At 47.4% G+C, this 18,485-nt stretch carries 31 protein-coding genes; 28 read left to right on the top strand and 3 right to left on the bottom strand.

Annotated elements, in window-relative coordinates:
* Positions 1-15 precede the first annotated feature (15 nt).
* The 5 genes from WH37_RS09120 (at position 16) to WH37_RS09105 (ending at position 2,265) form a co-directional block, all read left to right on the top strand.
* Entirely contained in the window at positions 16-675 is a 660-nt protein-coding gene (locus tag WH37_RS09120) for a hypothetical protein (protein ID WP_046230200.1), read from the top strand.
* The gene (locus WH37_RS09115) at positions 638-1,165 is read left to right on the top strand and encodes an accessory gene regulator ArgB-like protein (protein ID WP_231594170.1); all 528 of its coding nucleotides are present in this window, start codon (positions 638-640) and stop codon (positions 1,163-1,165) included. Before WH37_RS09120 ends, WH37_RS09115 begins: the two co-directional genes overlap by 38 nt.
* Complete coding sequence (locus WH37_RS34540; RefSeq protein ID WP_074904683.1) at positions 1,162-1,293, top strand: cyclic lactone autoinducer peptide; 132 nt, start codon at positions 1,162-1,164, stop codon at positions 1,291-1,293. The genes WH37_RS09115 and WH37_RS34540 overlap by 4 nt, the downstream gene beginning before the upstream one ends.
* A 12-nt stretch (positions 1,294-1,305) precedes the next feature.
* Entirely contained in the window at positions 1,306-1,695 is a 390-nt protein-coding gene (locus WH37_RS09110; RefSeq protein ID WP_046230198.1) for a LytTR family transcriptional regulator DNA-binding domain-containing protein, read from the top strand.
* 171 nt (positions 1,696-1,866) lie between these two features.
* Positions 1,867-2,265 carry a hypothetical protein gene (locus tag WH37_RS09105; RefSeq protein ID WP_046230197.1) on the top strand — a complete coding sequence of 133 codons (399 nt, stop codon included), beginning with the start codon at positions 1,867-1,869 and terminating at the stop codon, positions 2,263-2,265.
* Positions 2,266-2,486: 221 nt separating this feature from the next.
* Here the strand turns inward: WH37_RS09105 and WH37_RS37360 are convergent, their stop codons facing one another.
* On the bottom strand, positions 2,487-2,723 hold the full coding sequence (locus WH37_RS37360) for a helix-turn-helix domain-containing protein (protein ID WP_046230196.1): 237 nt from the start codon (positions 2,721-2,723) through the stop codon (positions 2,487-2,489).
* A gap of 43 nt (positions 2,724-2,766) precedes the next feature.
* Between WH37_RS37360 and WH37_RS09095 the strand changes: the two genes are divergently transcribed.
* Positions 2,767-3,033 carry a LexA family protein gene (locus WH37_RS09095; protein ID WP_046230195.1) on the top strand — a complete coding sequence of 89 codons (267 nt, stop codon included), beginning with the start codon at positions 2,767-2,769 and terminating at the stop codon, positions 3,031-3,033.
* 38 nt (positions 3,034-3,071) lie between these two features.
* Here WH37_RS09095 and WH37_RS09090 read toward each other — a convergent pair whose 3' ends face one another.
* Positions 3,072-3,722, bottom strand: coding sequence for a LexA family protein (locus tag WH37_RS09090; protein ID WP_052736895.1), 651 nt, complete (start codon positions 3,720-3,722; stop codon positions 3,072-3,074).
* A gap of 167 nt (positions 3,723-3,889) precedes the next feature.
* Here WH37_RS09090 and WH37_RS09085 point away from each other — a divergent pair, with 167 nt between their 5' ends.
* The 5 genes from WH37_RS09085 (at position 3,890) to WH37_RS09065 (ending at position 6,070) form a co-directional block, all read left to right on the top strand.
* Positions 3,890-4,120, top strand: a complete 231-nt coding sequence (locus WH37_RS09085; RefSeq protein ID WP_046230194.1) for a helix-turn-helix transcriptional regulator — start codon at positions 3,890-3,892, stop codon at positions 4,118-4,120.
* 62 nt (positions 4,121-4,182) lie between these two features.
* Positions 4,183-5,118 (top strand): DUF3102 domain-containing protein, encoded by a 936-nt coding sequence (locus WH37_RS09080; RefSeq protein WP_052736894.1) that lies wholly within the window; start codon positions 4,183-4,185, stop codon positions 5,116-5,118.
* Positions 5,054-5,434: an ORF6C domain-containing protein gene (locus WH37_RS09075; protein ID WP_082110718.1), complete on the top strand. Its 381-nt coding sequence runs from the start codon at positions 5,054-5,056 to the stop codon at positions 5,432-5,434. Before WH37_RS09080 ends, WH37_RS09075 begins: the two co-directional genes overlap by 65 nt.
* A complete protein-coding gene (locus WH37_RS09070; RefSeq protein WP_046230192.1) occupies positions 5,424-5,744 on the top strand; it encodes a hypothetical protein in 321 nt (106 codons plus the stop codon). The genes WH37_RS09075 and WH37_RS09070 overlap by 11 nt, the downstream gene beginning before the upstream one ends.
* The gene (locus WH37_RS09065) at positions 5,741-6,070 is read left to right on the top strand and encodes a hypothetical protein (protein ID WP_046230191.1); all 330 of its coding nucleotides are present in this window, start codon (positions 5,741-5,743) and stop codon (positions 6,068-6,070) included. The genes WH37_RS09070 and WH37_RS09065 overlap by 4 nt, the downstream gene beginning before the upstream one ends.
* Here the strand turns inward: WH37_RS09065 and WH37_RS09060 are convergent.
* Positions 6,067-6,684, bottom strand: a complete 618-nt coding sequence (locus WH37_RS09060; protein ID WP_052736893.1) for a hypothetical protein — start codon at positions 6,682-6,684, stop codon at positions 6,067-6,069. The two genes, WH37_RS09065 and WH37_RS09060, sit on opposite strands and share 4 nt — an antisense overlap.
* 90 nt (positions 6,685-6,774) lie before the next feature.
* Between WH37_RS09060 and WH37_RS09055 the strand changes: the two genes are divergently transcribed.
* The 17 genes from WH37_RS09055 to WH37_RS08980 all read left to right on the top strand — a co-directional run bounded on the left by WH37_RS09055 (position 6,775) and on the right by WH37_RS08980 (position 18,466).
* A complete protein-coding gene (locus tag WH37_RS09055) occupies positions 6,775-7,092 on the top strand; it encodes a hypothetical protein (protein WP_046230190.1) in 318 nt (105 codons plus the stop codon).
* On the top strand, positions 7,089-7,289 hold the full coding sequence (locus tag WH37_RS09050; protein WP_046230189.1) for a hypothetical protein: 201 nt from the start codon (positions 7,089-7,091) through the stop codon (positions 7,287-7,289). Before WH37_RS09055 ends, WH37_RS09050 begins: the two co-directional genes overlap by 4 nt.
* A 45-nt stretch (positions 7,290-7,334) precedes the next feature.
* A complete protein-coding gene (locus tag WH37_RS09045; protein ID WP_046230188.1) occupies positions 7,335-7,589 on the top strand; it encodes a hypothetical protein in 255 nt (84 codons plus the stop codon).
* Positions 7,590-7,693: 104 nt separating this feature from the next.
* On the top strand, positions 7,694-7,966 hold the full coding sequence (locus WH37_RS09040) for a hypothetical protein (protein WP_046230187.1): 273 nt from the start codon (positions 7,694-7,696) through the stop codon (positions 7,964-7,966).
* A gap of 63 nt (positions 7,967-8,029) precedes the next feature.
* Positions 8,030-9,610, top strand: coding sequence for a hypothetical protein (locus tag WH37_RS09035; RefSeq protein WP_046230186.1), 1,581 nt, complete (start codon positions 8,030-8,032; stop codon positions 9,608-9,610).
* Entirely contained in the window at positions 9,610-10,509 is a 900-nt protein-coding gene (locus WH37_RS09030; RefSeq protein WP_052736892.1) for a RecT family recombinase, read from the top strand. The genes WH37_RS09035 and WH37_RS09030 overlap by 1 nt, the downstream gene beginning before the upstream one ends.
* Positions 10,509-11,267: an MBL fold metallo-hydrolase gene (locus tag WH37_RS09025; protein ID WP_046230185.1), complete on the top strand. Its 759-nt coding sequence runs from the start codon at positions 10,509-10,511 to the stop codon at positions 11,265-11,267. Before WH37_RS09030 ends, WH37_RS09025 begins: the two co-directional genes overlap by 1 nt.
* Complete coding sequence (locus WH37_RS09020) at positions 11,268-11,915, top strand: hypothetical protein (protein ID WP_046230184.1); 648 nt, start codon at positions 11,268-11,270, stop codon at positions 11,913-11,915.
* 12 nt (positions 11,916-11,927) lie between these two features.
* Positions 11,928-12,821, top strand: coding sequence for a replication protein (locus WH37_RS09015; RefSeq protein ID WP_046230183.1), 894 nt, complete (start codon positions 11,928-11,930; stop codon positions 12,819-12,821).
* 28 nt (positions 12,822-12,849) lie between these two features.
* A complete protein-coding gene (locus WH37_RS09010) occupies positions 12,850-13,125 on the top strand; it encodes a hypothetical protein (protein WP_046230182.1) in 276 nt (91 codons plus the stop codon).
* Complete coding sequence (gene dnaB, locus WH37_RS09005) at positions 13,122-14,531, top strand: replicative DNA helicase (protein ID WP_082110717.1); 1,410 nt, start codon at positions 13,122-13,124, stop codon at positions 14,529-14,531. Before WH37_RS09010 ends, dnaB begins: the two co-directional genes overlap by 4 nt.
* Positions 14,532-14,543: 12 nt before the next feature.
* A complete protein-coding gene (locus tag WH37_RS09000; protein ID WP_046230181.1) occupies positions 14,544-14,939 on the top strand; it encodes a hypothetical protein in 396 nt (131 codons plus the stop codon).
* Positions 14,936-15,364 carry a hypothetical protein gene (locus WH37_RS35960; protein ID WP_063838007.1) on the top strand — a complete coding sequence of 143 codons (429 nt, stop codon included), beginning with the start codon at positions 14,936-14,938 and terminating at the stop codon, positions 15,362-15,364. Before WH37_RS09000 ends, WH37_RS35960 begins: the two co-directional genes overlap by 4 nt.
* On the top strand, positions 15,357-15,902 hold the full coding sequence (locus WH37_RS08990) for a DUF1064 domain-containing protein (protein WP_052736891.1): 546 nt from the start codon (positions 15,357-15,359) through the stop codon (positions 15,900-15,902). The genes WH37_RS35960 and WH37_RS08990 overlap by 8 nt, the downstream gene beginning before the upstream one ends.
* Positions 15,903-15,980: 78 nt before the next feature.
* Positions 15,981-16,160, top strand: coding sequence for a hypothetical protein (locus WH37_RS35450; RefSeq protein ID WP_074904682.1), 180 nt, complete (start codon positions 15,981-15,983; stop codon positions 16,158-16,160).
* Positions 16,161-16,326: 166 nt separating this feature from the next.
* Entirely contained in the window at positions 16,327-18,036 is a 1,710-nt protein-coding gene (locus WH37_RS08985) for a DNA cytosine methyltransferase (protein WP_046230180.1), read from the top strand.
* A gap of 58 nt (positions 18,037-18,094) precedes the next feature.
* Positions 18,095-18,466 (top strand): hypothetical protein, encoded by a 372-nt coding sequence (locus WH37_RS08980; protein ID WP_046230179.1) that lies wholly within the window; start codon positions 18,095-18,097, stop codon positions 18,464-18,466.
* Positions 18,467-18,485 lie beyond the last annotated feature (19 nt).

Genomic DNA, 18,485 nt, shown 5'->3' with positions numbered 1-18,485 from the left:
AAGGGAGACAATGTTATGGAATTTGCATTATTTATGATTTTTTCAATTATCGAAGGTTTTGGCATTATGTACTTGATGCTCAAGATTTACCGCTATGATGCTGCCAGCTTTTACCCAGCTCTGTTGGTTATCACGCTCATGAGCTTGCAGAGTTATTTTCTGCGGGAAGAACTGTCACTAGAAAGCATAGCGCCAGTTGTGAATATTTTGGTCTTCGTGTTTTTCATGAATGTTGTAATTAAGATTCCGCTGTTTGCATCCATGATAATTACAGGTTTTGGTTACTTCATCTTTGCCTTATTGCAAGGAGCAATGGTGAATACAATTCCTTACTTTTCACAGGATGCAATAGCAGCTAATCCGTACAATGGTTATGTTCTGCAAGTCGTTACGGCGATTATTAATTTTTCGTTGGCATTCTTATTAAACAGGCTACGTATAGGCTTCATGGAGGAGATTTCGAACAAGATGCGTTTCCCTCATGAAAAATGGGTAGTAGGCGGCCTTATCATCGTTATCTTGCTGGGGTTCGGAATGATACTCCACCTGCGTAGCGAATTGCTCAATATCATTTATTACTTTGCAGCAGCACTATTTTTCTTTATTTACTCGTATGTAAAGGAGACAAAGGGGCATAGTGGAAATTATTTCGAGGAAATTAGCAGAAAACATTAAATCAATTGTTCCGGAGCATCCTGCTTCGGTGGCAAGGCTACAGTACGCATTATCCTTTATTCTTAACGCTGTCTTTATCATCGTCGGAGCTTTGCTCATATCAGCGTTCTCAGGACGCACAGGCGGCGTCATAGCGGCTCTGGTATCGTTTGCGATACTCAGACAGGCATCAGGCGGCATACACCTTAAATCAGGCACAACGTGCGTTATAGTGTCTATCGGAGTTGCAACGGCGTTGTCGTTCACCCCGGACATGTCGAGGGAAGTGCTTCTCGCGATCAATCTTTTGAACCTGGCGCTAGTGCTTATTTTTGCACCGACGGACATCGAAAAGCAGTCACGTATTCCAAGGCGGTTTTACCCATTACTCAAGCTTATATCAGCTGCAATTGTATGTAGCAATCTATTAATCGGATCGTCTATAATTGCAGTAACGCTGCTAGTGCAGTGCATGACTTTAATACTGGCAAAGGTGGTGAAAAATCCATGAACACTCTCAAAAAAAGAATTGCGTTTCAATTGGCAACAGTCCTCGGAGCTGCGGCAGTTCTCGTTGTGACAACCGCAAGCTTCCTTTACGTGAATCAGCCAGAAACTCCAGAAGAATTGTTGAAATAGTGGTGAACACACATGCAAAAAATTGAGTTTTTAACACTTACAAAAGATGTATTAGGGACTTCCGGTCTTTTCTTGATTCCGATAAAGGATATCGTCTACTTTAAGGGCATATCTGAAAAGAGATATGTTGAATTTCATACGGTCACAGAAGTTTACTACATGATGGGGACGCAAGTGTATTGGGAAGCGGCTATAATGAATAGCAACTGTAACTTCCTCGATTTAGGCCGCGGCGTGTTAATCAATAAAGATAGTATTCAAGTAATTAACAGAAGGACAGGGGACGCTTATTTCGAAAAAGAGATTGACAAAAAATCAAAGAAATCCGGACCTGTTTTTCACCGGATCAAAGATTTTGTCGAATACATGTCGAATTACAACCCCAATATCCAACTGATTTAGCCCTTCCACTACCGGAAAGGGCTATTTTTCTGCGCCAAATTAACATTCCTATTTTGTCAAGACCTATTCGACATGGTACGACATATTTCCCATCCGCCAATTATCATTTACTTTTCCCAGCGATCCCCTAATAATACAGGTATAAACCAAAAACAACAGGGGGACGCGAGGATGCATGTAGCAGATTTTGAATCAATCATGATTAGCAGATTTATAAAATCGAAAAAAGAGTGGTCGGGAAGAGGGGCGATAAAAACAACGTTCAATCTCCATACGTCAACGGCCACGCTAATATACGAGGCGGAGTTTACAAGCTTCGAGCAATACTTGCTTGATTTACTGGGACGCGCAAATAAGTTTGATTTTTTCTTGGAGGATGTTACGGCGGTCATGAAAAACGATTTTGACCCTGTGTTTGAATCAATGTATCCGGGGTTGAAAATAGAAGAAATGACGAGCGAGGTTGAAGGGGAACACTGCCGGAATCAGATTGTCACAATCCGGTTTAACAAAAATCTGCGGCAGCTCGTCGTGAACGATCAAATAGACATGCGCCAGGTACTAGCTTAATATCCCGTTGGGACTGCAAAGGACAGCTATATCGCTTTATGATATATGTGACGCCGGACCAAGCCGACACTTAGACGCCTAATAAGCGTACTTTGTGTCGGCTTTCTTGCTAAGTGGGGTTAAATTGAGAGGGATGGCACAAGAACATTTGTGCTAAAATAAACAGGTATCTTTCGGTACAAAAATGTACCTAAAATCCCTAGGGAGGACGGCAATCCGTCTCAGTCCCGTTTAATATCCCACTCGTACAACTCTTCCATGGTGCAGCCAAGGAAGCGAGAGACGCTATACATGACGTCTTGAGGCATTGTCCTGTCGCCAGTCGCGTAAAAGGATACCAAGCGCACATCATAGCCCATACGGCGGGCGAATTCGGCTTGTGTCATACCTCTCTCGGATAAGTGGAATTTCAAACGGCACTTCCCTAGGGAATAGTGCAATTTGATACTCCTTTCCATATTTCAATAAACAAATTATAACATCGCAGGGGTGGGTCAAGGTATGAAAAAAACATATGTCAAGGTAACAGATAATAGCATGTCAGCTGACAGAATTATGTCTGGAGATACAGTCTTGATACAAATAGATAGCGATGTAAATCCTAATGATATTGCCGCAATTATTCTGGATGGGGTGTTGACGCTGCGTAGGATTGAGAAGTGCGGCCATGCATACATACTCACGCCTTCCGATGTGCTAATGTCGCCCGAATTAAGAGATGACATATTTATCATCGGAAAGGTAATTGACGTAATAATTGACGCATAGAAAAACCGCTCTTGCCTTTTGGTAGGAGCGGTTTTTTATTATAAATTCACGATGATTTTGCGGAGTCTGCCGATGATCTGAATGTTTTGGTTATTATTAGCTCCGCAGATGATTGGCGGGTAAGCAGGGTTTTCGGATTGAAGCACCAGCATGTCGCCTTGACGAAATACACGCTTTAGAACAGCTTCTTCGTCGATCATAACGGCAGCTATTTCCCCGTCTTCAATCTCTTCTTGCTTGCGGATCAGCAGCAAGTCGCCGTCATGGATACGTGCGCCGGTCATGCTGTCCCCTTTAGCTCTTAAGTAAAAGTATTCCCCGCCGTTTAGCCAAGTACGTGGTGTGAGCTCGTAACCTTCAATGTGTTCGTATGCAAGCGCGCCTTCACCGCAAGATATTTTACCTACGATTGGCAGGCTAATGTTTTCGGATTCTTCAACTACTTCACCGAGTTTTTCGTAAGCACCTTCGGTTAGTTGGGTAACTGTCACATCAAGTGCGACAGATAGATCCTTCAAACGATTAACGTCAATTTTTATCTCGCCATTTTCATAGCGATGGATTGTTTTTTTGGTCAATCCCACTTTTTCAGCTAGTACTTGAAGGCTATAGTTTCGCAATGTGCGATATTTTTTTATGTTTTTTCCTGTTGCTATGTAAAATATTTTCGAGTCCTCTTTAAGCGTCATTTCAAATTCCCCTTCATTAATGGCTTGCTCACATTATAACCATAAAATGACACGTTATTCAAGTATTTTATTATTTCGTGTCATTTATGGGGTTGACGATGCAAAAACGAGGTGCTATTCTATGGGTGTCTCAATAAGACACGAAAGAACGAAAGCGGGGTGAGGACATGCAAACACCAACGAAACTCAGCGTTAAGGCGCTCCGTGTGAATTGTGGATTACTCAGCAAAGATGTTGCTAAGCATCTGGGTTTATCTCTTGCTACGTATTCCAGAAAAGAAAACAATCACGGAAGATTTTATGCAGATGAAGCAGCCAAGCTCAGTGAGTTGTTCAAAGTTCCATACGAAAATTTTTTTGATGCGGGGTGTCTTATTAAGACACAAGATGAAGCTTGACACTCCGCTGTACGCACATTGACAACTGAATACCATCACATAATAAGAAAGGAGGCGCCGCATTGAATATCGTTTTATCGAACGACCTGAACATCATCACAGCTGAGATTAACAGTTACAAGCAGGTTGCTGGTCAGTCCTTATTCGAGATCGGAAAGAGATTGAAGCATGTGAAAGAGAATGACTTAGCACACGGGCAATGGGAATCATGGCTTAACAAGATCGACCTTGTGCCCCAAACGGCACGTAAGTTTGTTCAAGCGTACGAGCAGTTTGGAAATCGCGCGATGTCGAGCGATTTGCCAACAGGTAAACTCTTCGAAATGCTTTCCCTACCTGAATCTGTAGAACGCTCGACGTTCATCCAAGAGCCCCACACGGTTCCGTCAACGGGCGAAAGCAAGACGGTTGATGAAATGACGGTTCGGGAGCTTCGAGAGGTCAAGCAGGCATTAAAGGCGGCTGAGAAGGAAAACGCAGCAGCAGAGCAACGCGCTCGGCAATCAGAGGCAACTCAACAGGAAGCGGCTCGCAATCATATGGTTCAGCAAAATAAGCTTCTCGCTCAAATAAAGGCATTGGAACAAAATCCATCACGTTCGGAAGAGGATGAATCTCATCTTCGAGAGTTGACAGAGGAGAACGTCCGCTTGATGAACGCTATCAATACACTCAAGCAAGAAATGCTCGAGCGGGATGCGGCAACGGAGAAGCGGACTTATGACCTTCGTAAGATGAAGGAGTCATTGAGCAAGACACGAGCCTACGTTGAGGTGGATATGTCCACGGCACTGAATCACTTCTTGGCTGTATCGGATCAGCGTGAAGCTGTTGAAGCTGCTGAACTGTTTTGGGCTAATCTGAATGACACTTTAAACAGAATGCGGCAGCAATGGTCAGCTGCAATGAAAATAGAACTGGAGGTGCTAGGCGATGGGAAAAAGCAAACAAGTCATTCCAGACAGACGGTCATTATCGAACATGATAGCGGAGCGTGACAAGCTAATTGCCGAACTCAGGGCTAGGGTTATCATTCGCAGCCCCGAACAAAAACTGATTCAGCGGGCAGGCAGGGAACGCGTAAAGCTGCTTCTTGGAGGCAGAGATTCGGCAATTTACCGTCGGTTCAGTCGAAAGTATTTCTCCAGCATGTGGAATGGGTACCGAGATAAATTCAATGTTCGTTCTTTTCGGGACACAAGGGAAAGCGACTTCGATAATGCGGTTTTGTGGATTGGCACATGGCAGGCGCGGGGTCCTCTTAGAATTAGCGCTGAGCAAATTGAATTGGAGTTGAAGGAACATGAAGAATGAGGCTGTTTCTCTAGTAAACGATTATTCACGGTTGACGATGATCAGCCAGAGCGACGTTCATCACAAGGTTTATGACATTCTGCTCAAGCAGCACGGCATCGACGTCCGGCAGCGGGTGGCAAACGAGCGGGAGCGGATCAACGCTGAGCATTATTCCAAGAAGGGCAAGCGTTATTCGGAAAGCACGCTCAAGAGCAAGGTTAACGGCATCGACGTCATGGTGCGTGACGGCGTGCTGGACAGGTTCAACGCTATCTTAGTCGGCCTGCTCGCAGCTGAGAAAGACCGTTCGCTTCCGGTGGCGCCATGACCATACAAGAGCAAGCGAGCCAAATGATCGCAAGCGCCAAAAAAGGCACGGTAACATTTAAAGAGGCAATGGCGCACATTAGCGCTTACTGCGCTTCGATGGCTGTGGAAAGTAATGCAAACGAGATTTATGGGGCGGCAATTGATGCACTGTTCGCAGAAATGTACGACTCAGCTCACGGGGGAAGCAAAGAAACCGCCGCTTTGGGGGCGACGGAATCAGTTTGCTGCATTAACCTTTGTGAGAATCTAGGCACCTTACAAATAGATGATGAGAACTGGATTTGTGATAATTGTGCTCAAATTCAGAATGAGTTAGCTCCTTAAATGCTATTCCAGATTTGAATAAATTGCGCCGCTTCACCTTTCAAAGCAAGAAGAATATCTTCTTCACCTTTGTTGTCAGAACCAATATATAATTTCCCTTTATTTACGTCGAGAATTGATTGTGCTGCATCGGAAATTGTATCAGTTCTTGTTGAAGAACCCATTAAAGCTAGTGCAGTTTTTGATCTTCTTTTATCAATCGGATCTTGTTTGAAATACAGCTTTATTAGTTTAGGTTCATCGTTAATATAAAGCCCGATTTCTGCGGCAGATTTAACGGATAGATTTTCAAAGGTCCAGAATGATTTGCCGGGATCAAACCACTCAATCTCTTTCTTGCCTAAAAACTTTTTGTAAGCTTTTACAGCTGCAATATATCGAGCCCGGCGGTTATCGTGTGCTTGGAGGGCAACGTGCTCCAGATAATCAAAACTCATTTCCCCTTCGTGGAATTTTGGAATAGCTTCTCGTAAGGCTTTCCAAAAGTCAGTTGCGACATTGTAAGTGTCGTACTTTATTTTACGAACGGATGTTACTTTTCCGGGACCACTTGGTTTGAGGGAAAAGTCTATAAATTGAGTTAAGCTAATTGAAATTTTTTCGATAATTTTCACCTCCTTTCCTTACGAAATGGTAATTCTCGACAAATTCCATTCTAGCAGAAAAGTTGGTAAAGAAAACAAATATTTGGAAGGAGGCATTACATGCGAACAGGTGACATTCGATTCGCCGATTTACTTGCAGCCGAGGGTCTTAAATCTGGCATGGTGTTCGCCAGTCCTCTTATGAAAGGCTGGGAGGCAGCGCGTGCGGTTGCCGACTTCAAAGCACAGGAAAACATCAGGGCCGACCATAATCGCATCATAGCAGCGGCTAAGCCTGGTACCGTTGGTCATTTAGTGGACAGGCTGGCAACGTTTTATCATTCCGAATACGTGAAGATTCATCAACCATGGGTAAGGGAAACGCCGTTCGAAGAGTGGCGGGACAGGCAGCTAGCGGGAAAGGGCATCGTTTTATGATGGAGCCTAACTTGGATCGTTTCAGCCGCCCATTGCCGAGCGAGCGCGAGGAGCAGAGACCGCAAGATGATTCGGTACGGTGCCACATTTGCGGACGGGATATAAACCGCCGATTCGCCGAGGAGTGGAACGGAGTCGAAGCATGCAGGCGTTGCATACGGGAGGCAAACGAAGAGGCAGAGCAGTTTGACGAGTAGCTTATTATTTTTTTTGCCAAAAACGCTTGAGAGGGGGTGGAAACGATGAATAGAACAGTCACAAATAATAATATTCTCGTGAAAGTCGAGATAAGGTCGCTGCATAAAACGATGATTATCAGCCTGAGCGAGGAGTTTGAAAACAAAGTTGTTATCGCCTTGGAGGCATGGGAGTTCGCGGATAACAAGGAAATCAAAGTGATTTTCGAAGACGAAACGTTCACTTGGATTACTTGCCCGCAGGGAGCCTTCATTTATCGCACTTATAAAAAAATAGCAGTTGATGCACCAGCAGGATAGCAAAAGACCCTAAAACGGGGTAGGAGCCGTTTAGGGTCACGAGTAAACAATTCACGGTCAGTTTAGCACAGAGCTGCGAAGCTGGCAAGGAGGAAGGTCATAACATGGACCGTATAACATTGAAACATTATCAAGATAGAACCGCTAAAGCGGAGGCAATTGTTAAGAAAATTGATGCTTTGCTGTCGTATTCCGAAAAGGTAATGCAGGCAAGAGGGTTTCAAGCATTCGACACTACTAACTGTAGCCTTTTCTCTTTGTCTGCAAAACACGCAAAAATCGAAACGCCGCGTCTGGTTGACAAGATCGCTGCTTCAATGGAAATCTTGATCGCCGAAGAAATCGCCTTGCTTGAGCAAGAGCTTGCGGAATTGTAATGAAAAACTCTTCCTCTCCGCATTAGTAGTGAGAGGCTAAATAAATCGTTAGGAGGAATCAAGTTGGCAAAGGTTGTTCGCTTCATTGAAACGGAAGCCGTTAACTACACAGGCTTACGCAGCAAGCAGGTCAAATACGGCAATGTGACGGCGCTGTCCGGTCGCAATGGTCAAGGTAAAACTTCAATCGGCACGATGCCGGTATGGGTGCTGTGGGGTAAGGATCTTCTCGGGTCTGATTACACATCAGCAAAAAACAGTCCGCGTCCTAGCAATTATAAATATGATCGTGTGTACGCATCGCTGCTGCTTTCGGTGGATGGCGTAGAGTATAAATTCGCTCGGGAGATTGTGGGCAAGACAAACAGCTTCTATGTAAACGACGTTCCCAAGCCTGCGAAGGAATTTGAGGCTGCTGTCGCTGCGCTATTCTCGCAGGATGAATTCATGGCCTTATACTTCCCAGCCTACTTCTTCGGGCTCCACTGGACAAAGCAGCGTGAGCTGCTAATGAAGGGCGTACCGGCTCCACTTAACAAAACAGTCTTTATTGAAATGTCGCGAACATCGCCGGAGCAGGCTGCAAAGGAAATTGAGCTTAACCCACAGGCTGCCAAGCTGGCGGAGTTGGTCAAGAAGCACTCCATTAATGATCTTGAAGCAATGCACAAGGATCAAAGGCCTAAGCTGGACAAGGCCCATACGGAAGCGGTAGGCGCGGCTAAGAAGGTTAGGGAAATGCTAGACAGGTTGCCAGAGGCAGGCGACATTGTAGCGCTAGAAGCTGAGGTTGCTTCTTTGAGGGCAGACATAGAGCGCGAGGACAAGATCGTCGCTGATGCTTGGGCGGTTAATAACCTCTACAACGAATTTAAATACGATTGGCAGCAGCTCGACAAGCAGGTGAAGGATTCAGTCGCGGCTTGGCCTGCACTCAAGGATGAGCCAATACAGGACACATGCCGAACCTGTAAGCAGCACCTACAAAATGAGGCAGTCGAAGCTGTTAAGGCCGACAAGGAACGCCGCATACTGGAATACCGTGCAAAGCACACCGCATTAATAAAGAAGCGTGACAACGCTCTTGAGCTTTTCAAAGGTGCTGAACAAATCGACGTTTCAGAGCAGCAGGCGAAGGTCAGGAGCATTGAGGATAAACTCGATGTTGTTCTCACTAAGCTTCGCGAGAGCAAGGAGCGTGCCAAGTACGAGGCCGAGGTAGCTGCGACGGAGGAGGCAGAAGCTTCAACGCTCGCCAGCCTACGGGAAACAACGTTCATATTGGATGCAATCAAAGCATTCCGCGCCAAGGAAGCTGAGCTGCAGGCTGCTGAGATTCAATCCAAGTTCACCAGGCTATCAATCAGGCTGTTTAAATTCGTAGCATCACGAGGAGAGTATGACCCTGATTTCAGCGTTCAAATGGACGGCAAGGATTATATCTCATTGTCAGTCGGTGAGAAGATCGAAGCAGGGCTGGAACTTACAGAAGTACTGTTCAAGCAATCGGATTTGATTACGCCTGTCTTTATTGATGGGATCGGCGAGTATACAGGCCCTATCGCAGCCTATGACCAGGTAATCACGGGACGAGCAGTTCTGAATCAAGATTTACAAATCGAAGCAGATGGAGTGATTCAATAATGAGTAAAAATCAAGCATTGGCAGTTATGACACCGGAAATCAGAGAGGCATTCCCTATGGAGGTTCTGGACGTTATTCGTACTTCGCTTTGCCCTACAGCAACTGATCCTGAATTCCTGCTGTTCGCGCACAAAGCTGCTTCTTATAAGCTGGACCCGTTCAAAAACGAAATCTTCTTTATTAAATATGGCAACGCTGCGCGTATTCAATTTGCTGCTGAGGCTTACCTGTCCAAGGCTCGTGAGAAAGAGGGATTCCAGCCGCCAGACACACAGATGGTATGCGAAAACGATGAGTTTCGAATGGTGAAAAGCTCGGATACAAAGGAAATGGAGGTCTCGATTCACGAAATCGGTTTTCCGCGCGGGAAGATTATTGGAGCTTACTCCATTGCCTATCGCGATAACAAGCGCCCTGTAACGGTTATTATGGATCGTTCAGAGGTCGAGCATATGTTCACTGGTCAGAATAAAGATAACTGGAATAAATGGACAACGGACATGTTCGGGAAGCATGTCGAGCAGCGGGCGCTCAAAAAGCAATACGGGCTTGAGTTTGGTGACGATGAAACAAGCCAGCCTGTGGATGCTCCTGATTCGTTTGTTCGCAAGGACATTACGGAAGAAGCGGGCAATTACAGCACTCCACCGAAAGCAGAAAATCCGCAAGAGCCTTCGACCCAGCCTAAAAACGAAAGCGAAGTAGATAATCTTTGGAAGGTAGTCGGCGCTAAATTGGACGAACTCGGTCATGCGTCTAAAACGGCGAAGGCGAAATATTTACAGGATAATCTCAAGATTAAAGGCGAAAACGCTGCGGCGGATGAGTTGAAAAAACTTATCCAATTTATCGAAATGGAAATTGCCGAGAAAGCAGCCGGCAGCGATGAGCTTGAATAATGACGACCACGGTCCAGGTTCTTTCAACCGGCTCTGAAAAGGGCAGCTGCATCTACGTGGCAACGGAAGGGCTCAGCATCTTAATTGATGTTGGGCCGTCCAAAACAAAAATTGAAAAGCTGCTGCTTGCTCAAAACTATGATCCTACTAAAATCGAAGCCATATTTATTAGCCATGAACACGGGGATCATGTGGACGGCATCGGATTCGCAGACAAATTCAAAATTCCGATTTACGCCAGCGAGGGTACGCTCAAGTCGATCAGTAGACTTGATAGCGGAAAAGTGATGAAGGCGAATGGAGGTATCGGATTCCATGCTTTTTCGCCCCATCACATGATTATCAGCGCCTTTAACATTTCGCATGACGCGGCGGAGCCTTTCGGTTACGTCATCCGGACGGAGGATAAAAAGGTCAGTGTCTTGATGGACACAGGATGCGTCAATGACGGGATGCTCGCGGCTATGGCTCACAGCGACGTTTATGTATTCGAATGCAATCACGATGTTGATATGCTCACGAACGGCAGCTATGGCGATTATCTTAAAAGCCGTATCCTGTCTGACATTGGGCATATGTCTAATGATGCTGCAGCAGAAGCACTGGCAAAGCTCATACAGGGGCGCGGCGAGCAAATCTATCTGACGCATATGAGCAAAAACAATAACACGGCAGCACTAGCGGAACGGACGGTCAAGCTGGCCCTTCATTCAAAAGGCTATATCAAAGGCAAGCATTATAAATTGGAGGTCATTTAATTGAAAATACGCATTCTATCGCCAAAACCTAATTCATTCATTCCTAATGCCAGCGTTCACGAAGCACGCATCCATCCAGATAATGAGCGTTTCTATCAAATTACTAACGGGGAGCATGCGGGTAAAGAACTGCCGATTAGCATGGCAATCATTCTTCCCGACGCCCCAACCTACAGCGCCGAGGAGTACAACGCGCTCCAAGCAGACTTGCAGCAGGCGCAGGAAGACAACGAGCAGCTGCGCGGGGAATTGCATAACACTGCGGACCGGCTTGCAATTGCTGCACAGGAAATCCAGAGCTGGCAGAAGAAACACGAATGGACGTATCGCCATCATGAAATAGCGATGGAGTCCAACAAAGTGAAATTGCCTTGGCTTGTCGCAGATGGAATCAATCACGCGAGAAATATGTTATACAGCAACCGCGACATTATGAATGATGATTTAGGCACGCATGTCCCTTTATGGAGAGAAGCGCTTAGGGACTACGCCGCTGACCACTATGACAAGCTGATGTCAGCCCTTGTAAATGGCTACACCATAGATAACAAAAGTAAGGCGCTATGGGATGGCGCTATTAAAATCCTCACGGGTCCCGGTAACGCTGTAGACAAAGCCAAAGCGCTTGACAAGCTTTATAAACGATAAGCAGGTGAGGGGATGGCAGCACCCCAGAAGGAAAACGGATTTACAGCGGTCGCCAACGAGATTCTGGATGAGATATGCCAGTACAAATTCAATGGCTCGCAGTTGCGAATCATTATGAAGGTTTGGCGGCTGACATACGGATACAGTCGCAAGGATCACGAATTTGCGAGAACCTTCCTCCAAGAAGTGACGGGCCTCTCGGAAAGTACGGTCAAAACGGAAGTGACAGCACTCATTAAGAACAAAGTTTTGATCGTGACCCAAAAGGAAACCAGCACGGACGGGAGAAAGCTCGCCTTCAATAAAAATTACGAGGAATGGACCATTCAGAAAAGTGGTGAGTCGATGACAGAGCAACTGGACTTATTCGGGGGGCAGGATTCCACCCCTCAAGATGATCAAGGTAGGGGGTTGGGATTCCACCCCTCCGAGGGGTACGATTCCACCCCTCCAAGTAGTGTTTCGGGGGGTGCTTTTCCACCCCTATATAAAGAAAAAGATCTTTCTTTAAATAAAAGTATTAAAGAAAAAGAGATGATGTTTGAAACCTTCTATTCTTTATACCCCAGAAAGATTGCAAAACCTTATGCCAAAACGATATGGATTAGGAAATGCAAAGATGAAACCTTTGACCCCGATCTTGTTATTACCAATACAAAGCATTTTGCAGATACATGCATTCTATTAAAAACAAAGACATCATATATTCCTCACCCTTCTACCTATATCAATCAAAAGAAATATGAAGATTACCCGCGAGTCGATCCGGAAGGGTTGGCGGCGGTGGGACAATCGAAACTTGGTTCGACAATGGACTTCCTGCAGCAGCAGATTGGCGGTGGTTTTGGTGGACAGGAAGCAAGTGGGCTTACTCTTCGCGAAGGCGGCGAACGCCTACCCGAATAGAGCGCCGGATTTAAAGCAGGACCCCGGAGTGTTCGAGGTATGGGTTGAGCGCCTGGCACCTATTGATGCAGGGAGGGCGCTGCGGAACCTGAACATTCATATTGACAATGAGCGTTTCCGTTTCCCCGTTCCAGCTGATTTAATCAGGAACGATTTGCAGAGCACGAATGAAAGATACCTGCAACTGGAGGCGGCTCATCAATTCGCGCTCCGTGATGAATGGCTACGCAGCACCAAGGAGCCGCCGGAAGGCTACTGGCAAGATATTATGCGGCTAATAGCAAAGGGTGGTGACGGTGCATGAGTTGGCCTTACGACGATGCTCCTCCAGCGGAAGCGCCTTTCCCAGTTCCTCCGGACGAACCTGCTGTACCGCATAGCTACGAGATGGAAAACGCCGTACTTGGGGCGCTACTGCTTAAAAGCGAGGCATACGATGAGGTTCGCGGCAGGCTACAGGCTGATTCCTTCTACATTAAGCCGAACAGGCTGATTTTCAAAGCAATAGAGGCAGTCGCAAATACAGAGCCTCCTGTTCCTATTGACCTTGTAACAGTCGTCGGGCAACTCCAAGAGTCTCAGACTTTGGATAAGGTGGGCGGCGTATCTCACTTGTCATCGCTGGCGAGCGCTGTGCCAACTGCTGCAAACATCACGTTTTACGCTGAAAAGGTGCGCGAGTTGCATTTACGCCGTGAGACGCTCCAGATTGCAAAGGATTTAGCGGAACACGCAAGCCTTAACAAAGACGTGGCGGGCTTCGTGGCTCTCGTAGAACAGCGCATGAGCAAGCTGACGGCTGAACATAAACCTGAGAAAGTTTCCATCACAATGAAGGAATCCGTCCTTAAGGTTTGGGAGCAGTTGGAGGGTCGTTACGCTTCAAGACACGAAAGCAAAGGGACAACCGGTATCCCATCGGGCTTCGTTGATTTAGATAAGATGACCTCTGGATTTCAGAAAAGCGACTTGATTATTGTCGCCGCTCGCCCTTCGGTTGGTAAGACGGCATTCATGCTGAATATTGCGAGAAATGCAGCAGCGGTAGTGAAAGATTACATTGCTGTGTTCTCGTTGGAAATGCCGGACGATCAATTGACAGGTAGGATGATCTCTTCCGAGGCTGGAATTGATGCCGAAAAAATCAAGTCAGGTCTTTTCGAAGGGGATGACTGGGAAAAACTCGGCATGGCAGCTAGTAAAATAGCCGACTTGAAAATTCGAATTTTCGATGATCCTTCCGTTACAGCCCAAGACATTCGAGCAAAATGCCGCAAGCTGAAACAAGAAGAGGGCCTGAGCATGATCCTGATTGACTACCTGCAACTTATAGAGGGTAACGGGAAAGGAAAGGATCGCCAGCAGGAAGTTTCAGAAATCTCTCGCACATTGAAACAAATAGCTCGCGAACTGGAAGTGCCAGTAATCGCCCTGTCGCAGCTCAGTCGTGGCGTAGAGCAGCGGCAGAACAAACGTCCGATGATGTCCGATCTTCGGGAATCCGGCTCTATTGAGCAAGACGCTGACATTATCGCTTTCCTTTATCGTGCTGATTATTACGATAAGGAAACAAGTCAGAAAAACATCATAGAGGTCATAATCGCGAAGCAGCGTAACGGACCGGTCGGAACGGTCGAGTTGGTGAATCTCAAAAATATCGGCAAAATGGTCAATCTTGATCGGCAGCAGACCGTTGACGACAACTGGTAGGGAGGGGTGACCATGCATAAACGCAAGCTGGACCCCGATCCCTATTATCAAGACACGCCTTGGGAGATTATTCACGACGAGCGGGGCAAAGTGATCGGCGAGGTGTTCACGCTGCCAGCTCGGATGACTACACATAAAAAATATGGAGGTGCCGGAATGGCAAATAGAAACATGCTGCATAAATCGCGACTTGAACAATTTAAAACGTGGCTGCAAGCAACGGGGTGGGAGCTACACCCCACCAAAGGCCCTGATGAGGTCATACGGGCCCGCAAGGATGGTTTTCTTATGCTGATTCATGGCAATAGCCGGACGCAGCATTTAAGCTTCGGAGAGGCACATACCAGCGTTGTGAAGCAGTTTATCAGGGAGTATAAACGGGCTGAGAAGGAGGCGTCTTCGCAATGAAAGTATTCATCGGCGAAACAATCGCGGACGGCGAGGTAAAGGGTAAGCTTTTCCTTGAATCGGACTCAATGCAGTTCATCATTCGGGAATACAACGGGAAAGTAAGTGAAAAGGGCGTCGAAATTAGCAAGAACATCGGGTATTTCACCGACATAAAATCAGCGTTGAATCGCTTGATTAGGATAAAGATCATGCAATCCGAAGCTACAACGTTAACGGGGCTGCACGAGGACATTGCCCGCATTGAGGCTGACATAGAAAGCAAGCTGACGGAATTCACGAGCGCTGAACGGAAGCTTTCAGCGTTAGAAGAAGCGATTCGCGACTATGAGCCGATGTTTGACAGCAGCGCGCAGGGGCTTGTTGCTTGGATTGAATCTACTTGCCCATGGATTGGCGAAAAGGAGGCTGATGCTCGTGGCTAGATTCGGGACAAAGGCTGCTGCAAACAGTGAACCTAAGAGCAAATACAACGCAACGAAGGCGCTGCTTGATCTGGGAAAGAAAACGATAGTCAAGCTTACAAGCCAGCAAGTAAAAGATATGAAGGAATTCGGGTATGACAAGGAATCATTCATCATTTTCGACTCATCGCTAGAAGCTCGGTTTTACCGAGATCAATTGCTGCCGCTGGTAGAGGAACAATCGGTATTCGTTGAATTTCAGCCGAAATATGTGTTGCAACCGAAATTCGAGAAAGAAGGAATGAAGCATCGGGAAATCACTTATTCCCCTGACTTCAAGGTTACGTATTTCAGCGGCAAGGTTGTGTTGTTCGACGTCAAAGGGGCTGAGGATCAAAAATTCCCAATCAAGCGGAAAATGTTTGATTACACCAACCCCGACCTTCCGCCGTTGGTGGTCATGAAATACGTTGTCAAGTTCGGTGGATGGATCACGATTGAAGAATACGCCATTAAGAAGCGAGAGGAAAACAAACTCAAAAAGGCTGCTGCTAATTAGAAAATAACCGCGCTGGCGCTCGGTTAGTGGCCTCGTGCTGCCATTTTTCAGGGTGCCAGCTCCGAAAGGGTGGTCAATATGAAGCCAATAGACATGTCGAAGGCCAGCGAAACGGAGCTGCTGACGATCATCTACCATGACAGCCAGGCGCGGTTGTCAGACATTGCAAGGGCAGCTGAGCAGAACCAGCAACTTCGCCCGGATAAGCAATTGCACAGCAGGCTGCAGCAACAGATAAAGCGAGTGTACCCACGATGACCCGCCGCTTACGCCCCGTACCGCGACATAAAACGGACAAGGCAGACAAAGGAGCGGGAGAGATAGTAACGCGGCAAATGACAGCCGAGGAGTTTGAGCGGATGCCAGCGCCGAGGGAGCGGGACATGATGACGTGGGGGCCGGCTAAAAGGAAAGAGGTGGACCATTGAACACTGAAATCATAATAGATAATTTTGCGGGCGGCGGGGGAGCCAGTACGGGAATTGAGTTGGCGACAGGCCGCAGCGTGGATATTGCAATTAACCATGACCCAGCTGCCATTGCGATGCATGAAGCTAATCATCCTGATACGGTTCATTACCAAGATGATGTATGGAAAGTCGATCCCCGTGTTGTATGCGCTGGTAGACCAGTTGGTCTGGCATGGTTTTCTCCAGACTGCAAACATTTCAGCAAAGCAAAAGGGAGCAAGCCAGTCGAAAAGACGATTCGTGGCCTTGCTTGGGTTGCTGTACGCTGGGCTGCTACGGTTAAACCCCGCGTGATAATGCTGGAAAACGTGGAGGAATTTACGACATGGGGGCCGCTCAAGTTAGACCAGCGAGGTTGGTATCCTGATCCCGCGCAGAAGGGGCGGACATTCCGAAGCTTTGTAAATGCCTTACGGCGGCTGGGATACGTTGTTGAGTGGCGTGAGCTGCGGGCTTGTGATTATGGAGCGCCGACGATCCGCAAGCGGCTGTTCCTCATAGCGCGCTGCGATGGGCAGCCTATTGTTTGGCCTGAGCCGACCCATGGCGCACCGGATAGCCCGGAGGTATTGGCTGGGAAGCTGCAGCCTTGGCGCACGGCAGCTGAAATAATTGACTGGTCCATTCCGTGCCCAAGCATCTTCGAGCGCAAAAAACCATTGGCAGATAACACGCTGCGGCGGATCGCCCGCGGCATACAGCGATATGTCATTGAGGCGGATCAGCCGTACATCGCTCCATACATTATCAAGGTCAATCATCACGGCGAGCAGTTTAGGGGCCAGCCGCTCGATGAGCCTTTGCAAACCATAACAGCAAAAAATGGCTGGGGAATTGTAACACCTTGCATAGCCCGCATTGGTCAGACTGGATTCGGAGGCGACCGCCTTTCCTATGACATGGACAAGCCGCTTACGACCATCACGACCAAGGCCGAGCATCTTCTGATTAACCCGACTTTGATTGAGATTGGTTATGGGGAGGGGCCGGGGCAAGCGCCGCGAGTACCAGGCTTGCATAAGCCGCTGGGAACAGTGGTGTCCGGCGGCAGGAAGCACGCTGTTGTGGCTGCATTCCTCGCGAAGCATTACGGCGGAAATTACAACGGACCAGGCGCAAGCTTGGATGATCCGCTGCCGACCGTGACAACGGTAGATCATAACGCCATTGTTACGAGTCACTTGGTTAAGCTACGCGGCACTTGTCAGGACGGGCAACCAGTAACGGAGCCTATGCCAACAATTACGGCGGGCGGGTTGCATGTCGGCGAGGTGCGGGCATTCCTCACGCAGTACAACGGGACAAGCGTAGGGCAGGACGTTCGGCAGCCACTTAATACGGTGCCGACGCATGACCGCTTTGGGCTGGTAACGGTGCACGGTGTCGACTATCAGATCGTTGATATCGGCATGCGGATGCTCGAGCCGCACGAACTATTCGCAGCACAGGGCTTCCCAGAAAATTATGTTATCGACAAATACGGTGATGGCAGTAAGGTCTCGAAATCAGCGCAGGTGGCCCGCTGCGGAAACTCAGTTTCGCCACCGATGGCAACGGAGCTGGTACGGGCTAATCTGCCGGAATTATGCGTGGGAGCAGGCAAGGTGCTGACGTTTGAAAGATACGCCGAGCAGCCGGCAGGGCAGCTTCAATTGTCGATTTAGGGCTATAGGGATGATAACCCCTATAGCTCCATACCCAAATATGAGGAGAGTGTTTTAGATGACGGGAAAAATGAAGCAACAAGAAACTGTTGGAGCAGAAAAGGTAGACGCTCGCTACACTACGCCAGTCTATGAGAATCGTACAGAGCCGAAACAGATCGTTTTGGATAATTTTCATTTGTGGGCGCAGTTGATTTCCCAGAAAAAAGAAGACCGCAGTGTGTTTATGGAATATGAAACACCTGTGAAGCAGGTCGCGCTTTTAACGGCACATAAGGCTATGGAGCTGGAAAAGGAGATTGAGCAGTTAGAGATAGAATTTTGCAGCATCCTTGAGGACGCTAAGATAATGGGGGCAATTAGAAGATGCGTCCGCTGCACTGTGCTGACTGCTCAGGAACTGTGCGCTGATTGCAGGGAATCTGAATAATCGTGGGCTGGTATAGCTC

The sequence above is a fragment of the Paenibacillus algorifonticola genome (assembly GCF_000971975.1).
GTDB lineage: Bacteria > Bacillota > Bacilli > Paenibacillales > Paenibacillaceae > Pristimantibacillus > Pristimantibacillus algorifonticola.
This window is presented reverse-complemented; position numbering and strand designations above follow the sequence as displayed.